15 protein-coding genes are annotated in these 17,771 nt (G+C 42.7%); 6 read left to right on the forward strand and 9 right to left on the reverse strand.

Annotated elements, in window-relative coordinates; genetic code table 11:
• Positions 1-149: 149 nt before the first annotated feature.
• Positions 150-3,266 carry a DUF5107 domain-containing protein gene (locus BLR37_RS02585; RefSeq protein ID WP_090764196.1) on the reverse strand — a complete coding sequence of 1,039 codons (3,117 nt, stop codon included), beginning with the start codon at positions 3,264-3,266 and terminating at the stop codon, positions 150-152.
• Positions 3,267-3,757: 491 nt separating this feature from the next.
• Between BLR37_RS02585 and BLR37_RS02590 the strand changes: the two genes are divergently transcribed.
• Positions 3,758-4,030, forward strand: coding sequence for a DUF4242 domain-containing protein (locus tag BLR37_RS02590; protein WP_090764199.1), 273 nt, complete (start codon positions 3,758-3,760; stop codon positions 4,028-4,030).
• Between the two features lie 194 nt (positions 4,031-4,224).
• Here the strand turns inward: BLR37_RS02590 and BLR37_RS02595 are convergent, their stop codons facing one another.
• From BLR37_RS02595 to fdhD, 3 genes are read right to left on the reverse strand one after another with little or no spacing between them, the layout of a single operon-like run.
• Complete coding sequence (locus BLR37_RS02595) at positions 4,225-6,549, reverse strand: FdhF/YdeP family oxidoreductase (RefSeq protein WP_090764201.1); 2,325 nt, start codon at positions 6,547-6,549, stop codon at positions 4,225-4,227.
• Positions 6,546-6,902: a DUF7009 family protein gene (locus BLR37_RS02600; protein ID WP_090764205.1), complete on the reverse strand. Its 357-nt coding sequence runs from the start codon at positions 6,900-6,902 to the stop codon at positions 6,546-6,548. Before BLR37_RS02600 ends, BLR37_RS02595 begins: the two co-directional genes overlap by 4 nt.
• The gene (gene fdhD / locus BLR37_RS02605; protein ID WP_090764208.1) at positions 6,886-7,785 is read right to left on the reverse strand and encodes a formate dehydrogenase accessory sulfurtransferase FdhD; all 900 of its coding nucleotides are present in this window, start codon (positions 7,783-7,785) and stop codon (positions 6,886-6,888) included. Before fdhD ends, BLR37_RS02600 begins: the two co-directional genes overlap by 17 nt.
• Before the next feature lie 578 nt (positions 7,786-8,363).
• Here fdhD and BLR37_RS02610 point away from each other — a divergent pair.
• The 3 genes from BLR37_RS02610 to BLR37_RS02620 all read left to right on the forward strand — a co-directional run bounded on the left by BLR37_RS02610 (position 8,364) and on the right by BLR37_RS02620 (position 12,100).
• The gene (locus tag BLR37_RS02610) at positions 8,364-9,551 is read left to right on the forward strand and encodes an FAD-dependent oxidoreductase (protein WP_090764210.1); all 1,188 of its coding nucleotides are present in this window, start codon (positions 8,364-8,366) and stop codon (positions 9,549-9,551) included.
• Between the two features lie 12 nt (positions 9,552-9,563).
• Positions 9,564-11,327 (forward strand): flavin monoamine oxidase family protein, encoded by a 1,764-nt coding sequence (locus tag BLR37_RS02615; RefSeq protein WP_090764213.1) that lies wholly within the window; start codon positions 9,564-9,566, stop codon positions 11,325-11,327.
• A 269-nt stretch (positions 11,328-11,596) separates the two neighbouring features.
• A complete protein-coding gene (locus BLR37_RS02620; RefSeq protein WP_090764216.1) occupies positions 11,597-12,100 on the forward strand; it encodes a CinA family protein in 504 nt (167 codons plus the stop codon).
• Positions 12,101-12,648: 548 nt separating this feature from the next.
• Here BLR37_RS02620 and BLR37_RS02625 read toward each other — a convergent pair.
• From BLR37_RS02625 to BLR37_RS02635, 3 genes are read right to left on the reverse strand one after another with little or no spacing between them, the layout of a single operon-like run.
• Positions 12,649-13,152 (reverse strand): GNAT family N-acetyltransferase, encoded by a 504-nt coding sequence (locus tag BLR37_RS02625; RefSeq protein ID WP_090764218.1) that lies wholly within the window; start codon positions 13,150-13,152, stop codon positions 12,649-12,651.
• A 6-nt stretch (positions 13,153-13,158) separates the two neighbouring features.
• Positions 13,159-14,073, reverse strand: coding sequence for a DMT family transporter (locus tag BLR37_RS02630; RefSeq protein WP_090764220.1), 915 nt, complete (start codon positions 14,071-14,073; stop codon positions 13,159-13,161).
• 2 nt (positions 14,074-14,075) lie between these two features.
• A complete protein-coding gene (locus BLR37_RS02635; RefSeq protein WP_090764223.1) occupies positions 14,076-14,597 on the reverse strand; it encodes a GNAT family N-acetyltransferase in 522 nt (173 codons plus the stop codon).
• 98 nt (positions 14,598-14,695) lie between these two features.
• Here BLR37_RS02635 and BLR37_RS02640 point away from each other — a divergent pair, with 98 nt between their 5' ends.
• Positions 14,696-15,571, forward strand: a complete 876-nt coding sequence (locus tag BLR37_RS02640; RefSeq protein ID WP_090764226.1) for a LysR family transcriptional regulator — start codon at positions 14,696-14,698, stop codon at positions 15,569-15,571.
• A gap of 422 nt (positions 15,572-15,993) precedes the next feature.
• Positions 15,994-16,329, forward strand: a complete 336-nt coding sequence (locus tag BLR37_RS25060; RefSeq protein WP_143009517.1) for a hypothetical protein — start codon at positions 15,994-15,996, stop codon at positions 16,327-16,329.
• On the opposite strand, the gene BLR37_RS02645 is transcribed toward BLR37_RS25060, so the two are convergent.
• Both BLR37_RS02645 and BLR37_RS02650 read right to left on the reverse strand, forming a co-directional pair.
• Positions 16,326-16,838, reverse strand: a complete 513-nt coding sequence (locus tag BLR37_RS02645; RefSeq protein ID WP_090764229.1) for a hypothetical protein — start codon at positions 16,836-16,838, stop codon at positions 16,326-16,328. The genes BLR37_RS25060 and BLR37_RS02645 overlap by 4 nt on opposite strands.
• A 39-nt stretch (positions 16,839-16,877) precedes the next feature.
• Positions 16,878-17,765: a PorP/SprF family type IX secretion system membrane protein gene (locus tag BLR37_RS02650; protein ID WP_039471741.1), complete on the reverse strand. Its 888-nt coding sequence runs from the start codon at positions 17,763-17,765 to the stop codon at positions 16,878-16,880.
• Positions 17,766-17,771 lie beyond the last annotated feature (6 nt).

Below are 17,771 nucleotides of genomic sequence, written 5' to 3' on the forward strand. Positions count from 1 at the left end.
CAAAAAAATTAAGGGTCAATTTATATATTTTTCATCAGTTATTATCTGGTTAAAAAGACTCCAAACACTACTATATGCAAAACTCGGTATTAAATGCCACAGTTTTGCAGATTTGTAATAATCTGTACTTAAAATATCCTTTTTAGCCGTTATTTAAGCACACGTAATTGTTCGATTAAACGTACGCCAGAGTCGCTTGTATCGGCCCTGGTGCCAGGCACTTTCAAAAATATTTGTTGGCACCATTTTATAACTGTATCCTTAGGGTATGCTTTAACCTGTTTATCGAGCCAAACAACAGCTTCCTGCTTTTTTCCCAGCTTTTCCATAGCCCAGGCGGTTAACAACTGGTTTGCAGAAGTAAAATTACTCACGGTGTTTTCTACCTTTGGTTTAAAGCTGATAACCAGCTGCAGGGCGGTTTGCGCAGCCTGCCTGTTACCCATCTGCTGGTAACATAAATAATCCATCCAGTTTTCTAAACGTTCATCAATATCACTGGCATAAGGCTTGCCTACGCCTAAATTTTGCGGCCATTTTTTAGCATCGCCAATGAAGCCAAGTGCCTTGGTGTAGTTCTTAAGCTTAATTTCATTAATGGCCTGCATTAGTTTGGCTTCGCGGTATAACTCCCGGCCAATAGTAGCACCTTCAAAAGGCAAGATGTGGATTTGATCCAGTAACTGTGCACAATCGCGGTAACGCTTGTTCAGCAATAGTGTTTTGGCATACAGCATGCCCATGATATAATTTTCGCTATGCGCCTGGTAAAAAGGCCCGACTGTTTTTAAGGCTTCGGCATTTTGATTGTGATTCAGGTAATATTCGCCGAGCAGTTTGGTATAACGCCAATCAGGTAGATCTAAACTTTGTGCTTTTTTAAGATCGGCCAGTTCTGACGCATCGATGTGCATCGCAGCCCGTGTAGCGTAGAAAGGAGCAAAATCGGGTGTATTACCACAGTCTTGAAACAATTTTTTACTTGCAGCAAGCTGATTGCGGTTTTGATATAAAAGTGCCAGATAATATTTAGGCTTCCAGCTGTTAAGCTGTTTACCGGCCCAAAGCAATACTGCTTCATCTTCTGAGCGGAAAGGAAATACAAAAGCTGCAGTAGCCTGATCAGCTTTGGCTAAGATAGCAGCAAAAGACTGCCCTTTTTTATTTTGCAAAAATGCAAGCCAAAAGTTCACCAGGGCCTGGTCAGGTGCCAATTGAAGTACTTGCTCGCTTTCTGCAAAGCAACCATTCTGGTAATAATTGGTAGCCAGTTCCAGGTAGCTTTCAGTCGGTTGCTCATTGCGGATTGCTGTTATAAAACGGCTCTTGTTTTCTGCTGACGGCTGAATGAGGTACTTTTCAAAACGGACAAAATCACTCAGCGGATCGAAAGCTAAAAGGGTATCCAATACTGTTTTAGCCTCACTCATTTTATTTTGGTTACGGTATGCGATAGCCTGCACCTGCAATGCGCCAATCTCGTAACGGTTAAAATCGATGGCTTTAGCTGCATAAGTTATCGCCTTATCCCAGTTCTTTTCGGCAAGGTATACCTTACTCAGCTCGCGATATGCCGGACTTCTGAAGGCCATGCTTAAGCTCGCCAGATCAAAACCATCTTTGGCATCGGTGGTATTGCCCAACTGTTTATTGATAATACCATAATAATAATTTGCTGCACCATCGTGGGTATCAACACTCAAAGCGGTTTTCGCAAATGTTAAAGCTTCTTTATAGCGCATATTGCGATACATGAGTTCGGCCATTTGAACCAACGCCGGCACAAAGCCAGGTGTTTTATTCAGGGCAGCTGTTAGTTTCTCTTCTGCCTGAACATACATTTTCTGATCCATAAAGGCCTTACCCTGCAGGTATAAGCCATAACCGGAGTTCCAGTCGAAACCTGCAGGCGAATCGAGCGGGCGGCTCAGCACATCAGCATCAGGTTTAGTTTCGTATTGCAACTTATTGCCTCCCAGGGTAACCAACAGATCGTTTACTGATCCATCCAGTTTTACAGAATCGGCAAAAGTTTGCAAAGGTTTTAACTTTACCTTTTGTGCGTACAACACCTTATTTCCCTGCTTTACGGCAAGTGTATCGGTTAGCGTTTGCACCGGATTTAAATAAATTTTCAACCAGCCTTTCTCATATTTCACATTCAGGGCTGCATATTGGTTGGCTTTCACAAACCCTTTTGTTTTTAATACCGGATACCAGTATTCAGTCCAGGTATCGGCAGCTCCGGGCGAAAAGCTTTTGTGTTTAAAAGGCGTAAAAGTACTTTTTTCGGCAGTTTGGTTAAATAACCTGCCCGATTGGATCTCAGAATACTGTCCATCGGTATCGGTTAGCAATTTTTCCCAGATCATCCCCTGATCGGCAAGTCCCCAGATCCAGATTTTCTTTCCGGCTTTATCATCGTGACTACCGTAACGGGCCATCCCAAAATCGTCATCATGCCAGTAAGCTCCAAAAAAATCAGTGTATTTACCAAAAACATGGTAAGATTTATAGCCTCCAAAGTTATTTTGTTCGTAAAAGGAAATATTTTTGCCATTTTCTTTATTAATAGGCCAGTCGCTATGCTCGCCTTCATGCCCCAGATAATGTGTACCGGGATAAATATATTGCAGGTTTCCTTTCACCTTTATACCAGCGTTCATCCAATGGTAGTAAGGTTGATCGAGCGGTGTAGCATTATACCAGAATGATTTGGTGGTAAAGTAAGCACGGTCTTTCGGCAAATTGATCTCCATTGTCCAGTTGGTCCGGGTCAATAAATCGAGTACACCAATGATGCAGCTTACACTTCCATCGTTGTTTTTACGCGTAATATAATCAACCGGCGTAACGGTATTGGGCGTATGCCCCATTATGCCGTAGTTGGGCTCTATGCCTCCGCTGGTCCAGGGACCGCGCATGGCAATATCCCTGAATTTTACCACGTGGTTATCGTAAATAAACGAACGTCCTGTCGATTTTTCAATAGCCGACCAGATTTTACCACCAACTTCAGGCAATATGGTTAGTTTGATATAATCATTTTCGAGGGTAACCACTTTCCATTCCTTTTGTACGGCCTTATCGGTAAATCCATCATAACGGAAATAAGGATAAATGTGGGTAAAAGCCGGAACGGGATTCGGATCAGAAAAAGGATAGGTGGTAAATACCTGTTTATCTTCTTTAAAACTGGCGTTATTTTGCGCATAAGTGCCAATTACCGCTATACAAACCGAAAACGTGAGCAATAGTTTTTTCATCTGAAAATGGATTTAACCTTAAAAACAACAGGATTTGAGGCGAGGTTAAAACCCAAAGGATTTGTTTCTTCCTTCTGGCTTGTAACAAGCTGATTCAAAACGCGAGGCTATTTTTTACAGTAAAATTTGGTTAGGTGAGTCCGAAGATAAAAATTTCTGAAGAACCACAAGGAATGTAAAGTAAATACAGCTAAATATCGCAAAAATTAATCTTTGCAATGCTTTAATCTTATCGCAGCTACATTCAAATTGTGAAGTAAAATGAGCAGTGATGGCGCAAGTGTAACCAGATATTATTTGTAAATTTAATACAGCAATAATTATTCATTCCAGAATTTTCCGCCATCCGGCGAGCTTATGGTGCTATCGGGTACCATATCAACCAGCCAAATCATCCCGAAGCCATTGAAAAATTGGAGGCCAGATACCAATAAAAACGGGGCGTTACCGAAAAGCCATACGAGTAGGGATAAATGCTAAATTATTTGATTATGCCCAGATATGTAATTGAACGGGAAATTCCGGGAGCTGGAAAATTAACTGCTCAGGAACTGAAAACCATTTCGCAAGCATCGTGTGGGGTACTAAGCAAAATGGGACCACAGATTCAGTGGGTAAACAGCTATGTAACCGACGATAAAATTTATTGTGTTTACAATGCACCAAATGAAGAAATGATACGCGAGCATGCACATTTAGGTGGTTTTCCGGCTAATTCGATAAAAAAAGTCTCTGCTGTTATAGATCCGATTACGGCTGAGTAGCCTAACAAAATTGTGGCCCTGATCCGATAGCTATCGGATTTATTTCAGGGCTCTATTTTTCAAACGCAAACAATAAAGAGATGCTTCGCTGTGCTCAGCATGACAGCGAGAGGGAGAGTACGCAATGACGGATCGCGGAAGGAAAAACAATAAGCCTTCGACAAGCTAATCAGCAGTTTAACTCCTAAGCATTTTTATTCATCGGCAACTGCCTGATGTGGCCTGATCTGAATCCGCACAAATTTTGAAGCCGGCATGTTCGATTCTTTCACCACATTATTGATCGAAACGAGCACATTGGCTTCGGGGAAATAGGTGACCACATTACGTTCGGGAATGGCATAGGGAACAACCAAAAAAAGCCTGGCTACGCGCTCAATGCCATCATCGAAATTAAAGAGATCAACTTTATCTTCGGCTTTAAATCCCTGCCTGTCCATATCCTGCTGATTCATAAACACTACCCTGCGTTCGTTTTTAATGCCACGATAGCGATCCTCGAGCCCATAAATGGTGGTATTAAACTGATCATGTGTTCTGGTGGTGGCCATCAGGTATTCATTTTCTGACAGGAAGTTTAACGGAACAGGTGAAAGTGTAAAGGCAGCTTTATTTCCGGCTATTCCGGTCATAAACTTCCCGTCACGGGCAGCATTGGGTAAATAAAAACCTCCCTTTTGCCTGATACGTTCGTTGTAATTTTCGAAACCTGGAATACATTTTTCAATCACACCCCGAATCTTATCGTAATCATCGGCATAAGCTCTCCAATCGACCACCGATCTTTCGCCAAGCGTTTCTATAGCCATCCGGCATACAATATGCGTTTCGTTTAAGAGCTGATCGGATACCGGTTTTAATATTCCTTTTGAAGACTGTACAATCCCCATCGAGCTTTCTGTGCTGATGAACTGCGCCACACCATTAACCATATCGATATCGCTGCGCGAGAGTGTCGGCAAAATCAACGCTTCTTCGCCATGCACCAAATGACTCCGGTTCAGTTTAGTAGAAACATGCACCGAAAGCCTGAGTTTGCGCAAAGCCTCGGCGGTAAAAGTAGTATCGGGTGTAGCCGATAAAAAGTTACCGCCCATCGCAAACAACACTTTAACATCCTGCTTGTGCATGGCTTTAATGGCACTTACCACGTTATACCCGTGTGCACGGGGTGGCTCGAAACCAAAAACATCCCTTATCTTATCCAGTTGCTGCTGCGTTGGTTTTTCGTTTATGAGCATGGTCCGGTTTCCCTGTACATTGCTGTGCCCTCTTACCGGGCATACGCCTGCTCCGGGCTTGCCAATACTGCCTTTAAGCAGCAGGAGGTTTACAATCTCCCGAATCATGTCCACACCGTTCGGTTGCTGGGTAAGCCCCATGCCCCAGGCAAATATAATCTTCTTTTTATGGGCCAGGATTTCAACAGCGGCTTCAATTTCAGTAACGGTTAATCCGGCCGCTGCTGCAAGTTCTTCCAGCTTATAATTTTCGAATTGAGCGAGGTAATCTTCAGCACCGCTCGTTCTCTGGCGGATAAACTCCTGGTCGAAAACAAGCCCTGGTGTACGCCTTTCCTCGCGGGCCAGTAACAAGCCTATTGCTTTGAGCAAGGCCATATCTCCATTTATTTTTACCGGCAAATAAAGGTCTGAATAATGTTCGCCGATGCCCAATATGCCGTTTAATGCCTGCGGGTTGCGGAACCCCATCAGCCCGGCCTCAGGCAGCGGATTAATGGCAATAATTTTTGCACCGTTATCCTTACCTTTCTGTAAAGCAGTCATCATACGGGGGGCATTGGTACCGGGATTATGGCCAATTACCACAATCACCTCTGCCTGATAAAAATCATCGAGTTTCACCGTTCCCTTTCCTATGCCAATGGTTGGCAGTAGTGCGGTACCCGAAGTTTCGTGGCACATGTTGGAGCAATCGGGCATGTTGTTGGTGCCAAATTCTTTTGCAAAAAGCTGGTAAAGGAATGAAGTTTCATTACTGGTTCGACCGGAAGTATAAAAAATAGCTTCGTTTGGAGAACCGAGTGCGTTTAAATGCCCGGCAATTTTTTTAAAAGCAGCATCCCAGCTAATCGGTTGGTAATGTGTGCCGCCTTTAGGTAAAAACATGGGTGAGGTAAGCCTCCCCTTTTTACCAATTTCAAAATCAGTTAGCTGTGCTAAATCTACAACCGAATTTTCGGCAAAAAATGCTTCGGTAATCCGCTTTGAAGTCGCCTCTTCGGCCAGTGCTTTCACCCCGTTTTCACAATACTCGCCAATCGGCGAACGCTCATCGTCTGGATCGGGCCAGGCACAACTGGGACAGTCGAAACCTCCGTTCTGGTTCATGCTAAACAAGGCCCGCATACCACGGAATGGAATCTTCTCCTCTATCAGATCGCTGAAAGCTGCAGCTACAGCAGGAATTCCCGCAGCCCAGGTTTTAGCCGGCGTATATTTCAGATCCAGTAATTTCTCCGGATTTTCGGGATTAGGCACTACTTTTAACTTTTTCATTTTGGCTGATTCAAAAGTGGATTGGGATAATGGTCGCGCTGGTCTTCTTCTACATTATCTAAACAGTTAAAATCTTTCTCCAGTAAAATACTCAATGCACCTGATGTTCCTTTATAACCAACTTTATCTGTCGATTGCCATTCGCTTAGCCAGGCTTCTGGAAACCTGAGGTTAATTTCATCGCCAATAAAGGTAGCCGAAAGGGCGTCACCGCCAGTACAAGTGATGCTATAAATAAGCTTGCGGTTACCAAAATCTACGGTTTCAGACAAAGTGCTGTTTGCAGAAAGGCCTTCTACTTCCGGACGCGTTAATCTGTATCTGATAAAATTGCCTTTAATTCTTATTTTCATGTCTGTATGATTTAATGCGCTCAGCGCCGGTATAAATATTAAAACTCCTGCCACGCAGGAAACCTACCAGGGTAATATTGCATTCGCTGGCAAGTTCAACAGCCAGGCTGGAAGGTGCACCAATCGCTGCAATGGTAGCAATCCCTGCCATGGCCGCCTTTTGTACCAATTCAAAGCTTGCCCTGCCACTAAGCAACAAAACATGATCCCGAAGGGGCAACAAACCTGCGGTAAAGGCTTTTCCAATCAGTTTATCGAGCGCATTGTGACGGCCTACATCTTCTTTTAAATCAAGTAGGGCTCCATGGGTATTGAAAAGTCCGCAGGCATGCAATCCGCCGGTTGCCGAAAACAAATCCTGCTGACTTTGCATAATAGCGGGCAATTGCAAAAGGACATCACTATCGATACAACCCTGATCAGTGGTTGCCAGCTGAAAGGGCTGTCTGGTACGGATGGACGCTATTGACGACTTTCCGCAGACGCCACAGCTCGAAGTGGTATAAAAATTACGCTCACTGCCCGATAAATCAGGAATCTGGCCTGATGTAAGCGCCAGTGTGATGATATTCTCGCGCCCTTCGCTACATACAAATGTTTCTGTTTTTTGCAATGTTGTATCGTGGCCTATAATTCCCTCTGTAAACAGGAAACCTTTAGCCAGTTCCTCATCATTGCCGGGGGTACGCATGGTTACCGAAATGCTGCTTATCACCTGCTCGCCTTTTTTGTTACCTGAAAGCCTGATTTCCAATGGTTCTTCGATAGCCAGCATGTCATGATGCTCGTAACTAATGCCATCACTCATTTTTTTTATGGCTACATTTCCGGCATTGAAACTTTGAGGTGCAGTTTGAAGAGAAACATCAGAAAGTGCTTTCATGTTAGCTTAATTTGGAGTAGAAACTGGCTTTCGCGTGGGCAGCTATTTTTATTTTGCCAACGCTTGTACTAAGTTAGAAATTCTGTTTCAATTTTTGATTAATGCCATCTGTTTTAACGTAGCATATGGAAAGCCTTTGGCTATCGGTTATGCAAACCATTAAATTGGAAGCAGGTATTGGGCTAAAGTCATGGCTTAGCACTAATGCACCGATGAACCAGACAAACAAATTACTTACAATTGAGTATAAAAAATTTGTAGTTTATTATTTAGTTTTGAGATAACCAAACGCTTACCGATTTATTTATTTTAGGTTCCCATAAACTAAATTAGCTCCAAATGTCCCCATTCAGTTCCCAACCCTTATTACCTGTTGGCAGTGCCAGCCGGCTTCGCCATTTTGCAAGTCCTGCACATCACAATATGGCCATATTGTGCTTAAAAGAAGCATAAATTATTTTTTAAAAGCTTTATAGCAGTCAGCTCAATTCATGTAATATAAAACCGGATTGATGCGCAGACTATATATTTCAAGCCAACGCTACATACATTCCAATAAAGAATAATACATACAACTTATGATTACAGAAAATTACGACGTAATTGTCATCGGTGGTGGCGCTATAGGCCTGGCCACAGCCTACCATCTGGGTAAACGAAAGGCTAAAACCCTGGTACTGGAACAGTTTACTTTTGTTAACCAGCTTGGAAGTTCGGCAGGTGTATCGCGCCAGTTCCGCATTCCCTATCCAGATGAGTACATGGTACAAATGGCTTTAGATGCACAACCTTATTGGGATGAACTCGAAAGCGCAAGTGATACATCATTGCTGGATAAAGTAGGTACCTTGTGGTTTGGCGATCCGGCGGTACACTCAACAGAAGGCAACATTGCAGAAGCTGAAGCAGCCCTGAAAGCCTTAAATGTTCCGTACACCACTTTAACAGCCAAAGAAATTGAAGAAAAATACCACTTCAAAAACTTACCAGAAACCTACACCGGGCTTTTTCAACCCGATGGTGCCAGCATTAATTTTAAGGCTACCATTGAAGCACTGTTAGGTTTATGCCAAAAGGAAGAAACTGTTGAGCTGAAAGAGAACTCTCCGGTACTCAAAATCAACCAAATTGGTAAACTTTTCGAAATTGAGACCCCGAACGGCATTTACATTACCGAAAAGCTATCGATTATTCCCGGCCCTTACATTAACAGCGTAATTAACCTGCTCGATTTTAAGATCGATGCTACGTATTGGAACATGTCTTCAGCTTATTTTAAGAAAACCGACCCTGCGATACAATATCCTACCTGGTTTGTTTTCCAGAATGCCATTGGCCAAAACGGCAACCAGTTTTATGGTTTCCCTTCAGTAGACTGGGATCATCCGGAATATATCCGCGTAGCACCCGATTTTGTAATTACACCTTTAGATGAGCCCAACGAACGGACTTTAATTCCAAACCAGCAAGAACTGGGCTATACGGCAGAATGGGTAAAAGACCACATGACCGGCTTAAGTACAGAACCAGAATATACTTCGACCTGCTTAATTGCACTGAGTACCATTCCAAACAAAGAACTGTTAATTGATTTTGCACCAAGCTATGTACCCAATCATAAAAACATTGTGTTGTATGCTACTGGCTGGGCTGCCAAGTTTACTCCATTCTTAGGCAAAATCATGTCTGATCTGGCATTGGATGGACATACTGATTTCGACATTAGCCCATTCCAGTTAGGACAAAAATTCTTCAAAGCAATTTAAAACCAACTTACTATGAACAAAAACACACCTTTAAACACGGGTATGCATCCCGATTTAAAAACTGAAGTCGCCATTATTGGTGCAGGAACTTCGGGATTATACACTGCTTACCGCCTGGTAACGGATCAAAAATACACGGCCAGCCAGGTACAGATTTTCGACATGAACGATAAACTGGGCGGTCGCCTCGAATCGGTAATTATGCCAGGGATGAATTTCTGGGGCGAACTGGGCGGCATGCGTTACCTTACTTCGCAACAAATTGTAACCACTTTGATCGAAGGCTATCCGCTTAGCGAAAAAGATCCGGCCAAACGTACGCCCGTGCTTAAAGATAAAATGACCCCTATCCCTTTTCCAATGGGCGATCCGTCTAAATTACTGATGTACCTTCGTAAAGAACGTTTTAAGCAAGATGCCTGGAATGTGGCGCAAACAGGTCATGAAAAGCTCTTAACCCGGTACTACCTCAATGATGATGACCTGGGGTTTAGCTCAGATCAATTGTTTAATAAAATCATTTACGATGTGCTGATGGCCGATCCATGGGTAGCCAAAACTTATGGAGATAAGATTATTAGTGGCGCCAGCATTTACGATTATTCGTTTGAGTTAACAAGTCGCGACTGGGATGATATTAAACCGAAACTGGTATATAATTTCCCCAATTCGCCTTACGATAAACGACTGGTGAACGACCTGGGTTTCTGGAACCTGATTAAAGACCAGGTTTCGCAAGAGGGTTACGAGTTTTTAGCCAATGCAGGGGGATATTATTCAAACACCATCAACTGGAATTCGGCTGAAGCTTTTCCATACATGGTGGGAGATTTCTCGGCCGGCACCATTTACAAAACCATTGAAGAGGGTTACGATAGTATTGCCTATGCCGTAGCCAATGCCTATACCGATCATGCAGGGGCTTGTATCTGGGCTAAAAATAAGCTGCTTACCTTTACCAAAACGCATCCCTTCATCCACACGCATAAATACGAACTCACTTTCTTAAACATCGAAACCAATACGAAATGGAAAGTATACGCCAATACCCTGGTACTGGCCATGCCACGGAAATCGCTCGAGCTTTTAGATCAGGACAATTTCTTTTTCGATATTAACGAAAATGCAGTGCTGAACAACAATATCCGCTCGGTAATTATGGAACCTGCCTTTAAAATTTTAATGGGCTTTACCTACCCCTGGTGGAAAGAGCTGGGCATTGATTCGGGTCACTCAATTACCGATTTGCCGATGCGCCAATGTTACTACTTTGGTACCGATCCGCAAACCAATAACTCGATGTTACTGGGCAGCTATGGCGACATGGAAACCGAAACCTTCTGGAAAGCACTTACGGATGACAAATTGCTTTTCGAAGTAAAACCAGCTAAATCAGCTTCATTGAAAGAATTGCACGAACTGGACAGCGTACAGGCTACCAAGCTGATGGTTGATGAGTTGATGACTCAGTTGCGCGAACTACATGGTGCACAGGTAAATATTCCCGAACCTTATGTAACTTATTTCAGGGATTGGACCGACGAGCCTTTTGGTGCGGGCTACCATGCCTGGAAAGCTGGCTACTCGGTTGAAAAGGTAATGCCTTACATGCGCAAGCCAGTAGCTGATGAGCAGATCCACATTATTGGCGAAGCTTATTCTGATCAGCAGGGCTGGGTTGAAGGCGCTTTTTGTGTAGCTGAATTAATGCTCAAGGATTATTTCGGACTTAAACGCCCGGTTTGGTTAGATAAGGATTATTATTTGGGTTGGTAAGGGCTTGGATTAATATTCGAGTATCAAGAATCAAGTACCAATGACCAAACACCAATAATCAAGTACCAATTAACAAGCATCAATAATCAAGTACCAAGAATCAAGTACCAAGAATCAAAACACAATGATCAGGATGGCGTTCAGCGTTTTACGTTGAGCGCCATCTCATTTAGTTCTGTTTTTACTGAATTTGTTGCAACAATGTTAGCGTCAATAAACCTATGACAAATTAACCATAAAAATCATATCTTAACCCAAAATCTGACACCATGATCTCCGTAACCCGCATTGCCAGTTTCAACAATTTTTTAAGGGATAAAGGCTTAACGCTAATTTGTGCCGAAAGTATTACCGCAGGCTTATTATCAAGCACTATTGCTTCGGTTTCGGGTGCTTCAGCAATATTAAAGGGAAGCATTGTAACTTACGATGCCACAGTTAAAACAAAAGTGCTTGGTGTTGATGCGCAAATCATTGCAGCTTATACCGCCGAATCTAAAGAGACTACCTTTGCCATGTGTGCTGGCTTACGTTCGCTCTATCCTGATGCTTCTATTGCTGTAGCGGTAACTGGTGTAGCCTCTCTGCCCACAACAGATTATGTTATTGATAAGGAGGTTGGACAAATTTATGTTTCTATCTGGTATCAGACATTTCATCATTTCGAAACAGTTATTAAACCTGATAAAACCGACGATCAGCGAAATGAAATTCGCGAAAAAACTGTAGCATTCATTTTAGATAAAATTGAAGCGGTGGTGAGGGATGCTTAAGTTGTTTAACCACTAAGGCACTAAATCTTTCGTATTATTCCGTGCATCCGTGGCTATTTAACCGCAAAGCACGCAAAGATAAATCGCAGAGGCCACAAAGCAGAATTAACCACCAAGGCACTAAAATTCTCCGTGTTATTCCGTGTATCCGTGGCTGTTTAACCGCAAAGCACGCAAAGATAAATCGCAGAGGACGCAAAGCAGAATTAACCACCAAGGCACTAAAATTCTCCGTGTTATTCCGTGCATCCGTGGCTGTTTAACCGCAAAGCACGAAGATAAATCGCAGAGGACGCAAAGTAGATGCAGGCTGTTTCCCGCAGATTACACTGATAACCGCAGAATAGGTTTTATGCATATTATCTTCAGACCTCTGACTCCGGACCTCCGACTTATTTTACCACAGAGAAAGTAGAGAAAAAACACAGAGGACACAAAGCAGAATTAACCACCAGGGCTCCAAGACAAAAAAAATCCGTAGTAATCTGTGGCTTTTTTAACATCCGCTTAATGACCTTAAATTCTTAATGGTAAAGATCGGGATAAGCTTATGTTGCGATTCTTTTGCCTAATATCGTCAGGCTCTTTTCTTCACCATCCAACACGGCGATGTTGGGCAATTGCCCCCAATGCTCAAAACCAAATTGCTCGAACAAGCGCAGGCTCGGTGTATTGTGCGAAAATATAAAGCCAACCAACGTTTTGATACCGTAGTTAGGTGCCTCGTTAATGCAATACTCGAGGATCTTTTTGCCCAACCCCTTTCCCCTGCTTTCGGGATCGATATAAATACTAATCTCGACAGTGGCCTGATAAGCCGGCCTGCCATAAAAAGATTGAAAACTAACCCAGGCCAACGTACGGTTTTGTTCATCTGCTACTACCCAGAGCGGCCGGTTGTGATCATGCTCATCAAACCACTGCTCGCGACTGGCTACCGATACGGGTTCAGTATCAGCAGTTGCCATTCTCGTAGGTACAGTGGTGTTATAGATTTCCACAATCCTGGGTAAATCATTTTTAGTCGCGTTCCTGAATTTTAGTGTCTCCATATCCGTTTAATGTTCGTTTAAATGAGTGGTTACTGGTTTAGCGGTCTGTCCGAAAAGATTTCTAAAAGCTTTGAGTTTGAGCTCAGATATACCCATCCCGGCAAAGATAAATAGTCCGCCGATTAAAAGCTGCCAGGTAATTACTTCGCCTATGAGGTAAGCTGCTGCAAATGCACCGAATATCGGCTCTAAAAGGTAAATTACAGCTACCCTTTCGGCACTGATATATTGTTGTGCCACGTTGGATACAGAATACATGTAGGCAGTAGAGAAAAGCGAACAGAAAATAACACCCAACCAAAAAGTATTGTCGGCCGGCACTAAGCTTTCTTCAGTGCTCCAGATCACCGCACCAAAAGTAAGCAGGGCACAGGTAGCAAACATAGGTACAATGGTAGCAACAATATCTACCTTTGCCGCTTCTTCTTCTACCCTGAAAAGATAATAGGCAAAACCGATGGCCCCGCCAATGGTAAATAAATCGCCTACATTAATGGCGAAACCATTTTTAACCGAAATGATAAACAAACCCGTTAATGATAAACCGGCAGCAACCCAGATTTTAAGGTGCGGCAATTTCTTATACAGGGCCATTTTTAATAAGGGCACAATCACCACCGTGGTTCCGGCTAAAAATGCAGCTTGCGACGCGGAGGTGAGTTTAATACCTAAAGTTTGCAAGCCGATGCCTAACATGAGCGGGATAGCCAGTAAAGCACCGGAAAGGATGCTTTTATAATTCAGCTGTTTCATTTTTTTGCGAAAAACAACTGCCAGTACCAGTGTTGCCCCTATAAAACGGTAAAGTAAAAAAAGTTGCGGGGAATGGTTGCTAATCGACAATTTGGTTATCGAAAAGGATAAGCCCCAAAATGCGGTGCCTATAATGAGTAACACCAGGAAAATATTTTTCTTGCCCATGCTTATAATTGTTTTTTCATCATCAGATCGGTTTGTTCATCATCGCCCAAACGAAAAATATGACTGTTAAATACCTCGAAACCAGCTTTGGTGTAAAAACGGATGGCCCGCTGATTATTTTCCCATACGCCCAGCCATATATTTTTGTATTGGAGCTCCTCAGCCACCTCAAAAGCTTTATTTAACAAGGCTTGCCCCACCTTTTGGCCATGATAAGCGGCCAGCACATAAATACGTTCAATTTCAAGCGCATCTTCCAGTTCCTGTTCAGTCTGTGCATCACCGGTGTTCAATTTTAAATAACCAACTACGTTTTCTTCAGAAAGGGCGAAGTAAAACTTTGAGCCGGGATTTTCAAGCTCAGCCAGTAATTTATCGTAAGAAAAGCTCGAATCGAGATAAGCCTGCATATTGGCCTCGCTGGTGGTATCGGCAAAAGCTTCTAAAAAGATTTGCCTGCTAATGATCTGCAAGGTTAAAATAGCTGAAGGGCCAATCTGTTGTATGGTTATTGAATGATGCATTTTAATGTTGTTTGCTGGCTTGTAATAGCACAAAGATAAGTCATGCAATAATTCAGTAAAATGCTATTTTATCATTTATTAATGCATAAATTGCAATAATGGATCTACAACAAATCAAATACTTTTTAACCCTGGCCGATGAACTTCATTTCTGGAAAACAGCCGCTAAGATGAACATTACGCAATCGGCATTGAGCAGGCAGATACAGGCTTTGGAGCAGGAGCTGGATATACAATTGTTTATCCGCAATAAGCGCAATGTAAAGCTAACGGCAGCAGGCAAGTTTTTGAAGGAAAAATGGATGAAGCAGTTCAATGAGATCAGTCACATTCATAAGTTTGCCAGTCAGATCCAATTGGGCGAATATGGTACCATCAGGATTGCGCATCCGGATTCTATTTCAGGTTCGCTGGTGCCGCAAATTACCTCGCGGATAAATGAAGAATTTCCCAAACTACAGATTGAGCTGGTACAGGTAATGTATGAAAATCAACAGGAGTTTTTGGCGAACTATAAGCTCGATGTGGTAATTACACGCGATAAGACCACCATTGATGGCATTAGTTCAAAAAAAATCTATACCGATCATCTGGCATTAGTGGTGCCGGAAGACCATCCGCTTAAAAATATAGATGAGCTGACGCGCGAAATGCTGATCGCAGAAAAATTTATTTTACCGGTTAAGGATGAAGGCAGCAGCTATAACCGCATTATTAAAAATGTGTTTAAATCTTTTGGTATCCAGCCTAATGTTTACCTGCACTCTGAGTTTGGCTCTACCATTATCGCCCTGGTGCGGCGGAAATTGGGAGTGGCTATTCTGCCCGATTCGTATATCCATCATGCTGTACCGGGTATCAGATACATCCAGCTACCCCACCCAACCGATCTTTACCTGAACTGGCGAAGTGATGATGAAAACCCGATTATAGCGAATATTATTAAGCTGCTGTTGGAGATTGAATTGGTTTAAGCTGATTAACAAGAAATTCTCCATGTTATTCCGTGCATTCGTGGCTGTTTAACCGCAAAGGGCGCGGAGAGAAAAACGCAAAGGGCGCTAAGTGCTATTGTTCAACCACAAAGGCACCAAGACACCAAAATCTTCCGTGTTATTCCGTGCATCCGTGGCGTTTAACCGCAAAGTTCGCAAAGATAAATCGCAGAGGGTGCAAAGCAGATGCAGGTTGTTTCCCGCAGATTACACAGATAACCGCAGAATAGGTTTTATGCATATTGCCTTCCGACATCTGACTCCGGACCTCCGACTTATTTTACCACAGAGAAAGCAGAGAAAAAGTACAGAGGCCACAAAGCAGATTTAACCACCAAGGCACAAAACATTCCGTGTATCCGTGGCTTTTAACCGCAAAGGGCGCGGAGAAAAAATGCAAAGTGCGCAGAGAGGAAAAGCAAAGAATACAATACCACTATCAATTGCTAAGCTACCAGTATCAATTGCTAAGCCGCCAGTATCAATTGCTTAGCCACCAGTATCAATTGCTTAGCTACCAGTATCAATTGCTAAGCCACCAGTATCAATTGCTAAGCCACTACTATCAATTGCTAAGCCACTACTATCAATTGCTAACCTGCCAGTATCAATTGCTAAGTTACCAGTATCAATTGCTTAGCCACCAGTATCAATTGCTTAATCGCCAGTATCAATTGCTTAGTCACCAGTATCAATTGCTTAGTCACCAGTATCAATTGCTTAGCCGCCAATATTAGTCAGGCCTATGCTCACACAGCCAACGCTGCATATGAGGAAAAGGTTGTGTTTGATGTTTTTCAGCTTGTATATGATCGAAAGTCATGCCGCACCACTGCAAAAGCGGGATCCCCATGGGGATTTCTTGCTTAAAACTTTCAATTATGGCTTTCCCGCCAGCTCTATATCCATCATCATGAAACACAACTATTGGATCGATATTAAGGTGAATACAAGCAGCGTACGACCAGGCAATGGCCATCATCTCGCCTCCCTGATGGAGATCGGAAGCGGCTAAATCATCGCTCATTTCTTGCCTGATTGCTGGAGGCATACAAGCCAGATGACCGGCTTCATGCAAAATATCTCCGGGATAAAGTAACTTATTAAGATCGATAATTAAGGTACCCTTACTGAGTTTTAAGCCTGGAAGAAAGGTTTGACCTTCGATTTCTTCAAGCTTATAAAGCAAACCGATCCTATCTAAAAAAGACAGGATCGGTGAGATTTCTGATAAAAAGGATTTCATGCTTAAAATTTAATCATGCCCAAATTGCATTTAGGTTTCTTATCTAAAATTGTATTTCAAACCTATTTCAAATTCGCCATTGGCATAATTCTGTAAAGCTGAAGTGTTGGTGGTATACATCACCAAAATAGCCAGTTGGTTTTGATAAGTTGTACCAGCACCTACAGAAACACTGTTGCTGCTGTGGTAAATGGTACTTAACAAAAGTTTGTTGGTCCAGAACTGGGTGTTTAAGCCCAAATCAACAATATCGCGGTAGTTATCAATACCACGGTAACTGAACTTCGGTTCAATTACACTTAAAACTTTATTAGGATTAATGAATTTGTAGCTTACCGCTGCAAAATAGGTTGCCCTATCTACCACTGATCTTGAAAGATCGCGGTTAAAGAAACGTTTCATGTTGGGTAGTGCAGCCTGGATATTTAAATTCTGGTTGCGGAAAGCAATCCCGAAATCACCATCGAAATACAGCTTGCGCTGGTTGAAGTTTGTTAACGACATATCGCCCTGGTCGCCCCTGATTTTGCTGAAGTCGATCCATTCGTTCATAATACCTGCCGAAAGACCAAAATCCAGATAGCTTGATTCGTTGTTAAGCGGTAAGTGATAGGCATAGGTACCTTTTAAACTGGTACGTTGAATTACACCTGCGTTTTCATTATAAAATGATAATCCAGCTCCTACTTTGTTACTTTGGGTACCGTAAGTTGCAGTTACCGCCTGCATGGTAGGTGCGCCTTCAATTGAGGTCCACTGCGCCTTGTAACCAGCATTAAGCTCCCATCCTTTTTCAATACCCGCCATTGCCGGATTGCTTAGGTAAAGGTTTTGATAGTACATGCTTCCCATAGGGTTAAGCTGCGCAAAAGTGGTCATGCTGATGCCAAGCATCAGGCAAGTGATCAAAATTCTTTTTGTTTTCATCTTTAT

This window comes from Pedobacter soli, assembly GCF_900101435.1.
GTDB classification, from domain to species: domain Bacteria; phylum Bacteroidota; class Bacteroidia; order Sphingobacteriales; family Sphingobacteriaceae; genus Pedobacter; species Pedobacter soli.

Bases quoted from the DNA above. Each gene is read 5' to 3' on its own strand.
- BLR37_RS02585 (WP_090764196.1), bottom strand. From the start codon at position 3,266: ATGAAAAAACTATTGCTCACGTTTTCGGTTTGTATAGCGGTAATTGGC.
- BLR37_RS02590 (WP_090764199.1), top strand. From the start codon at position 3,758: ATGCCCAGATATGTAATTGAACGGGAAATTCCGGGAGCTGGAAAATTA.
- BLR37_RS02595 (WP_090764201.1), bottom strand. From the start codon at position 6,549: ATGAAAAAGTTAAAAGTAGTGCCTAATCCCGAAAATCCGGAGAAATTA.
- BLR37_RS02600 (WP_090764205.1), bottom strand. From the start codon at position 6,902: ATGAAAATAAGAATTAAAGGCAATTTTATCAGATACAGATTAACGCGT.
- fdhD (WP_090764208.1), bottom strand. From the start codon at position 7,785: ATGAAAGCACTTTCTGATGTTTCTCTTCAAACTGCACCTCAAAGTTTC.
- BLR37_RS02610 (WP_090764210.1), top strand. From the start codon at position 8,364: ATGATTACAGAAAATTACGACGTAATTGTCATCGGTGGTGGCGCTATA.
- BLR37_RS02615 (WP_090764213.1), top strand. From the start codon at position 9,564: ATGAACAAAAACACACCTTTAAACACGGGTATGCATCCCGATTTAAAA.
- BLR37_RS02620 (WP_090764216.1), top strand. From the start codon at position 11,597: ATGATCTCCGTAACCCGCATTGCCAGTTTCAACAATTTTTTAAGGGAT.
- BLR37_RS02625 (WP_090764218.1), bottom strand. From the start codon at position 13,152: ATGGAGACACTAAAATTCAGGAACGCGACTAAAAATGATTTACCCAGG.
- BLR37_RS02630 (WP_090764220.1), bottom strand. From the start codon at position 14,073: ATGGGCAAGAAAAATATTTTCCTGGTGTTACTCATTATAGGCACCGCA.
- BLR37_RS02635 (WP_090764223.1), bottom strand. From the start codon at position 14,597: ATGCATCATTCAATAACCATACAACAGATTGGCCCTTCAGCTATTTTA.
- BLR37_RS02640 (WP_090764226.1), top strand. From the start codon at position 14,696: ATGGATCTACAACAAATCAAATACTTTTTAACCCTGGCCGATGAACTT.
- BLR37_RS02645 (WP_090764229.1), bottom strand. From the start codon at position 16,838: ATGAAATCCTTTTTATCAGAAATCTCACCGATCCTGTCTTTTTTAGAT.
- BLR37_RS02650 (WP_039471741.1), bottom strand. From the start codon at position 17,765: ATGAAAACAAAAAGAATTTTGATCACTTGCCTGATGCTTGGCATCAGC.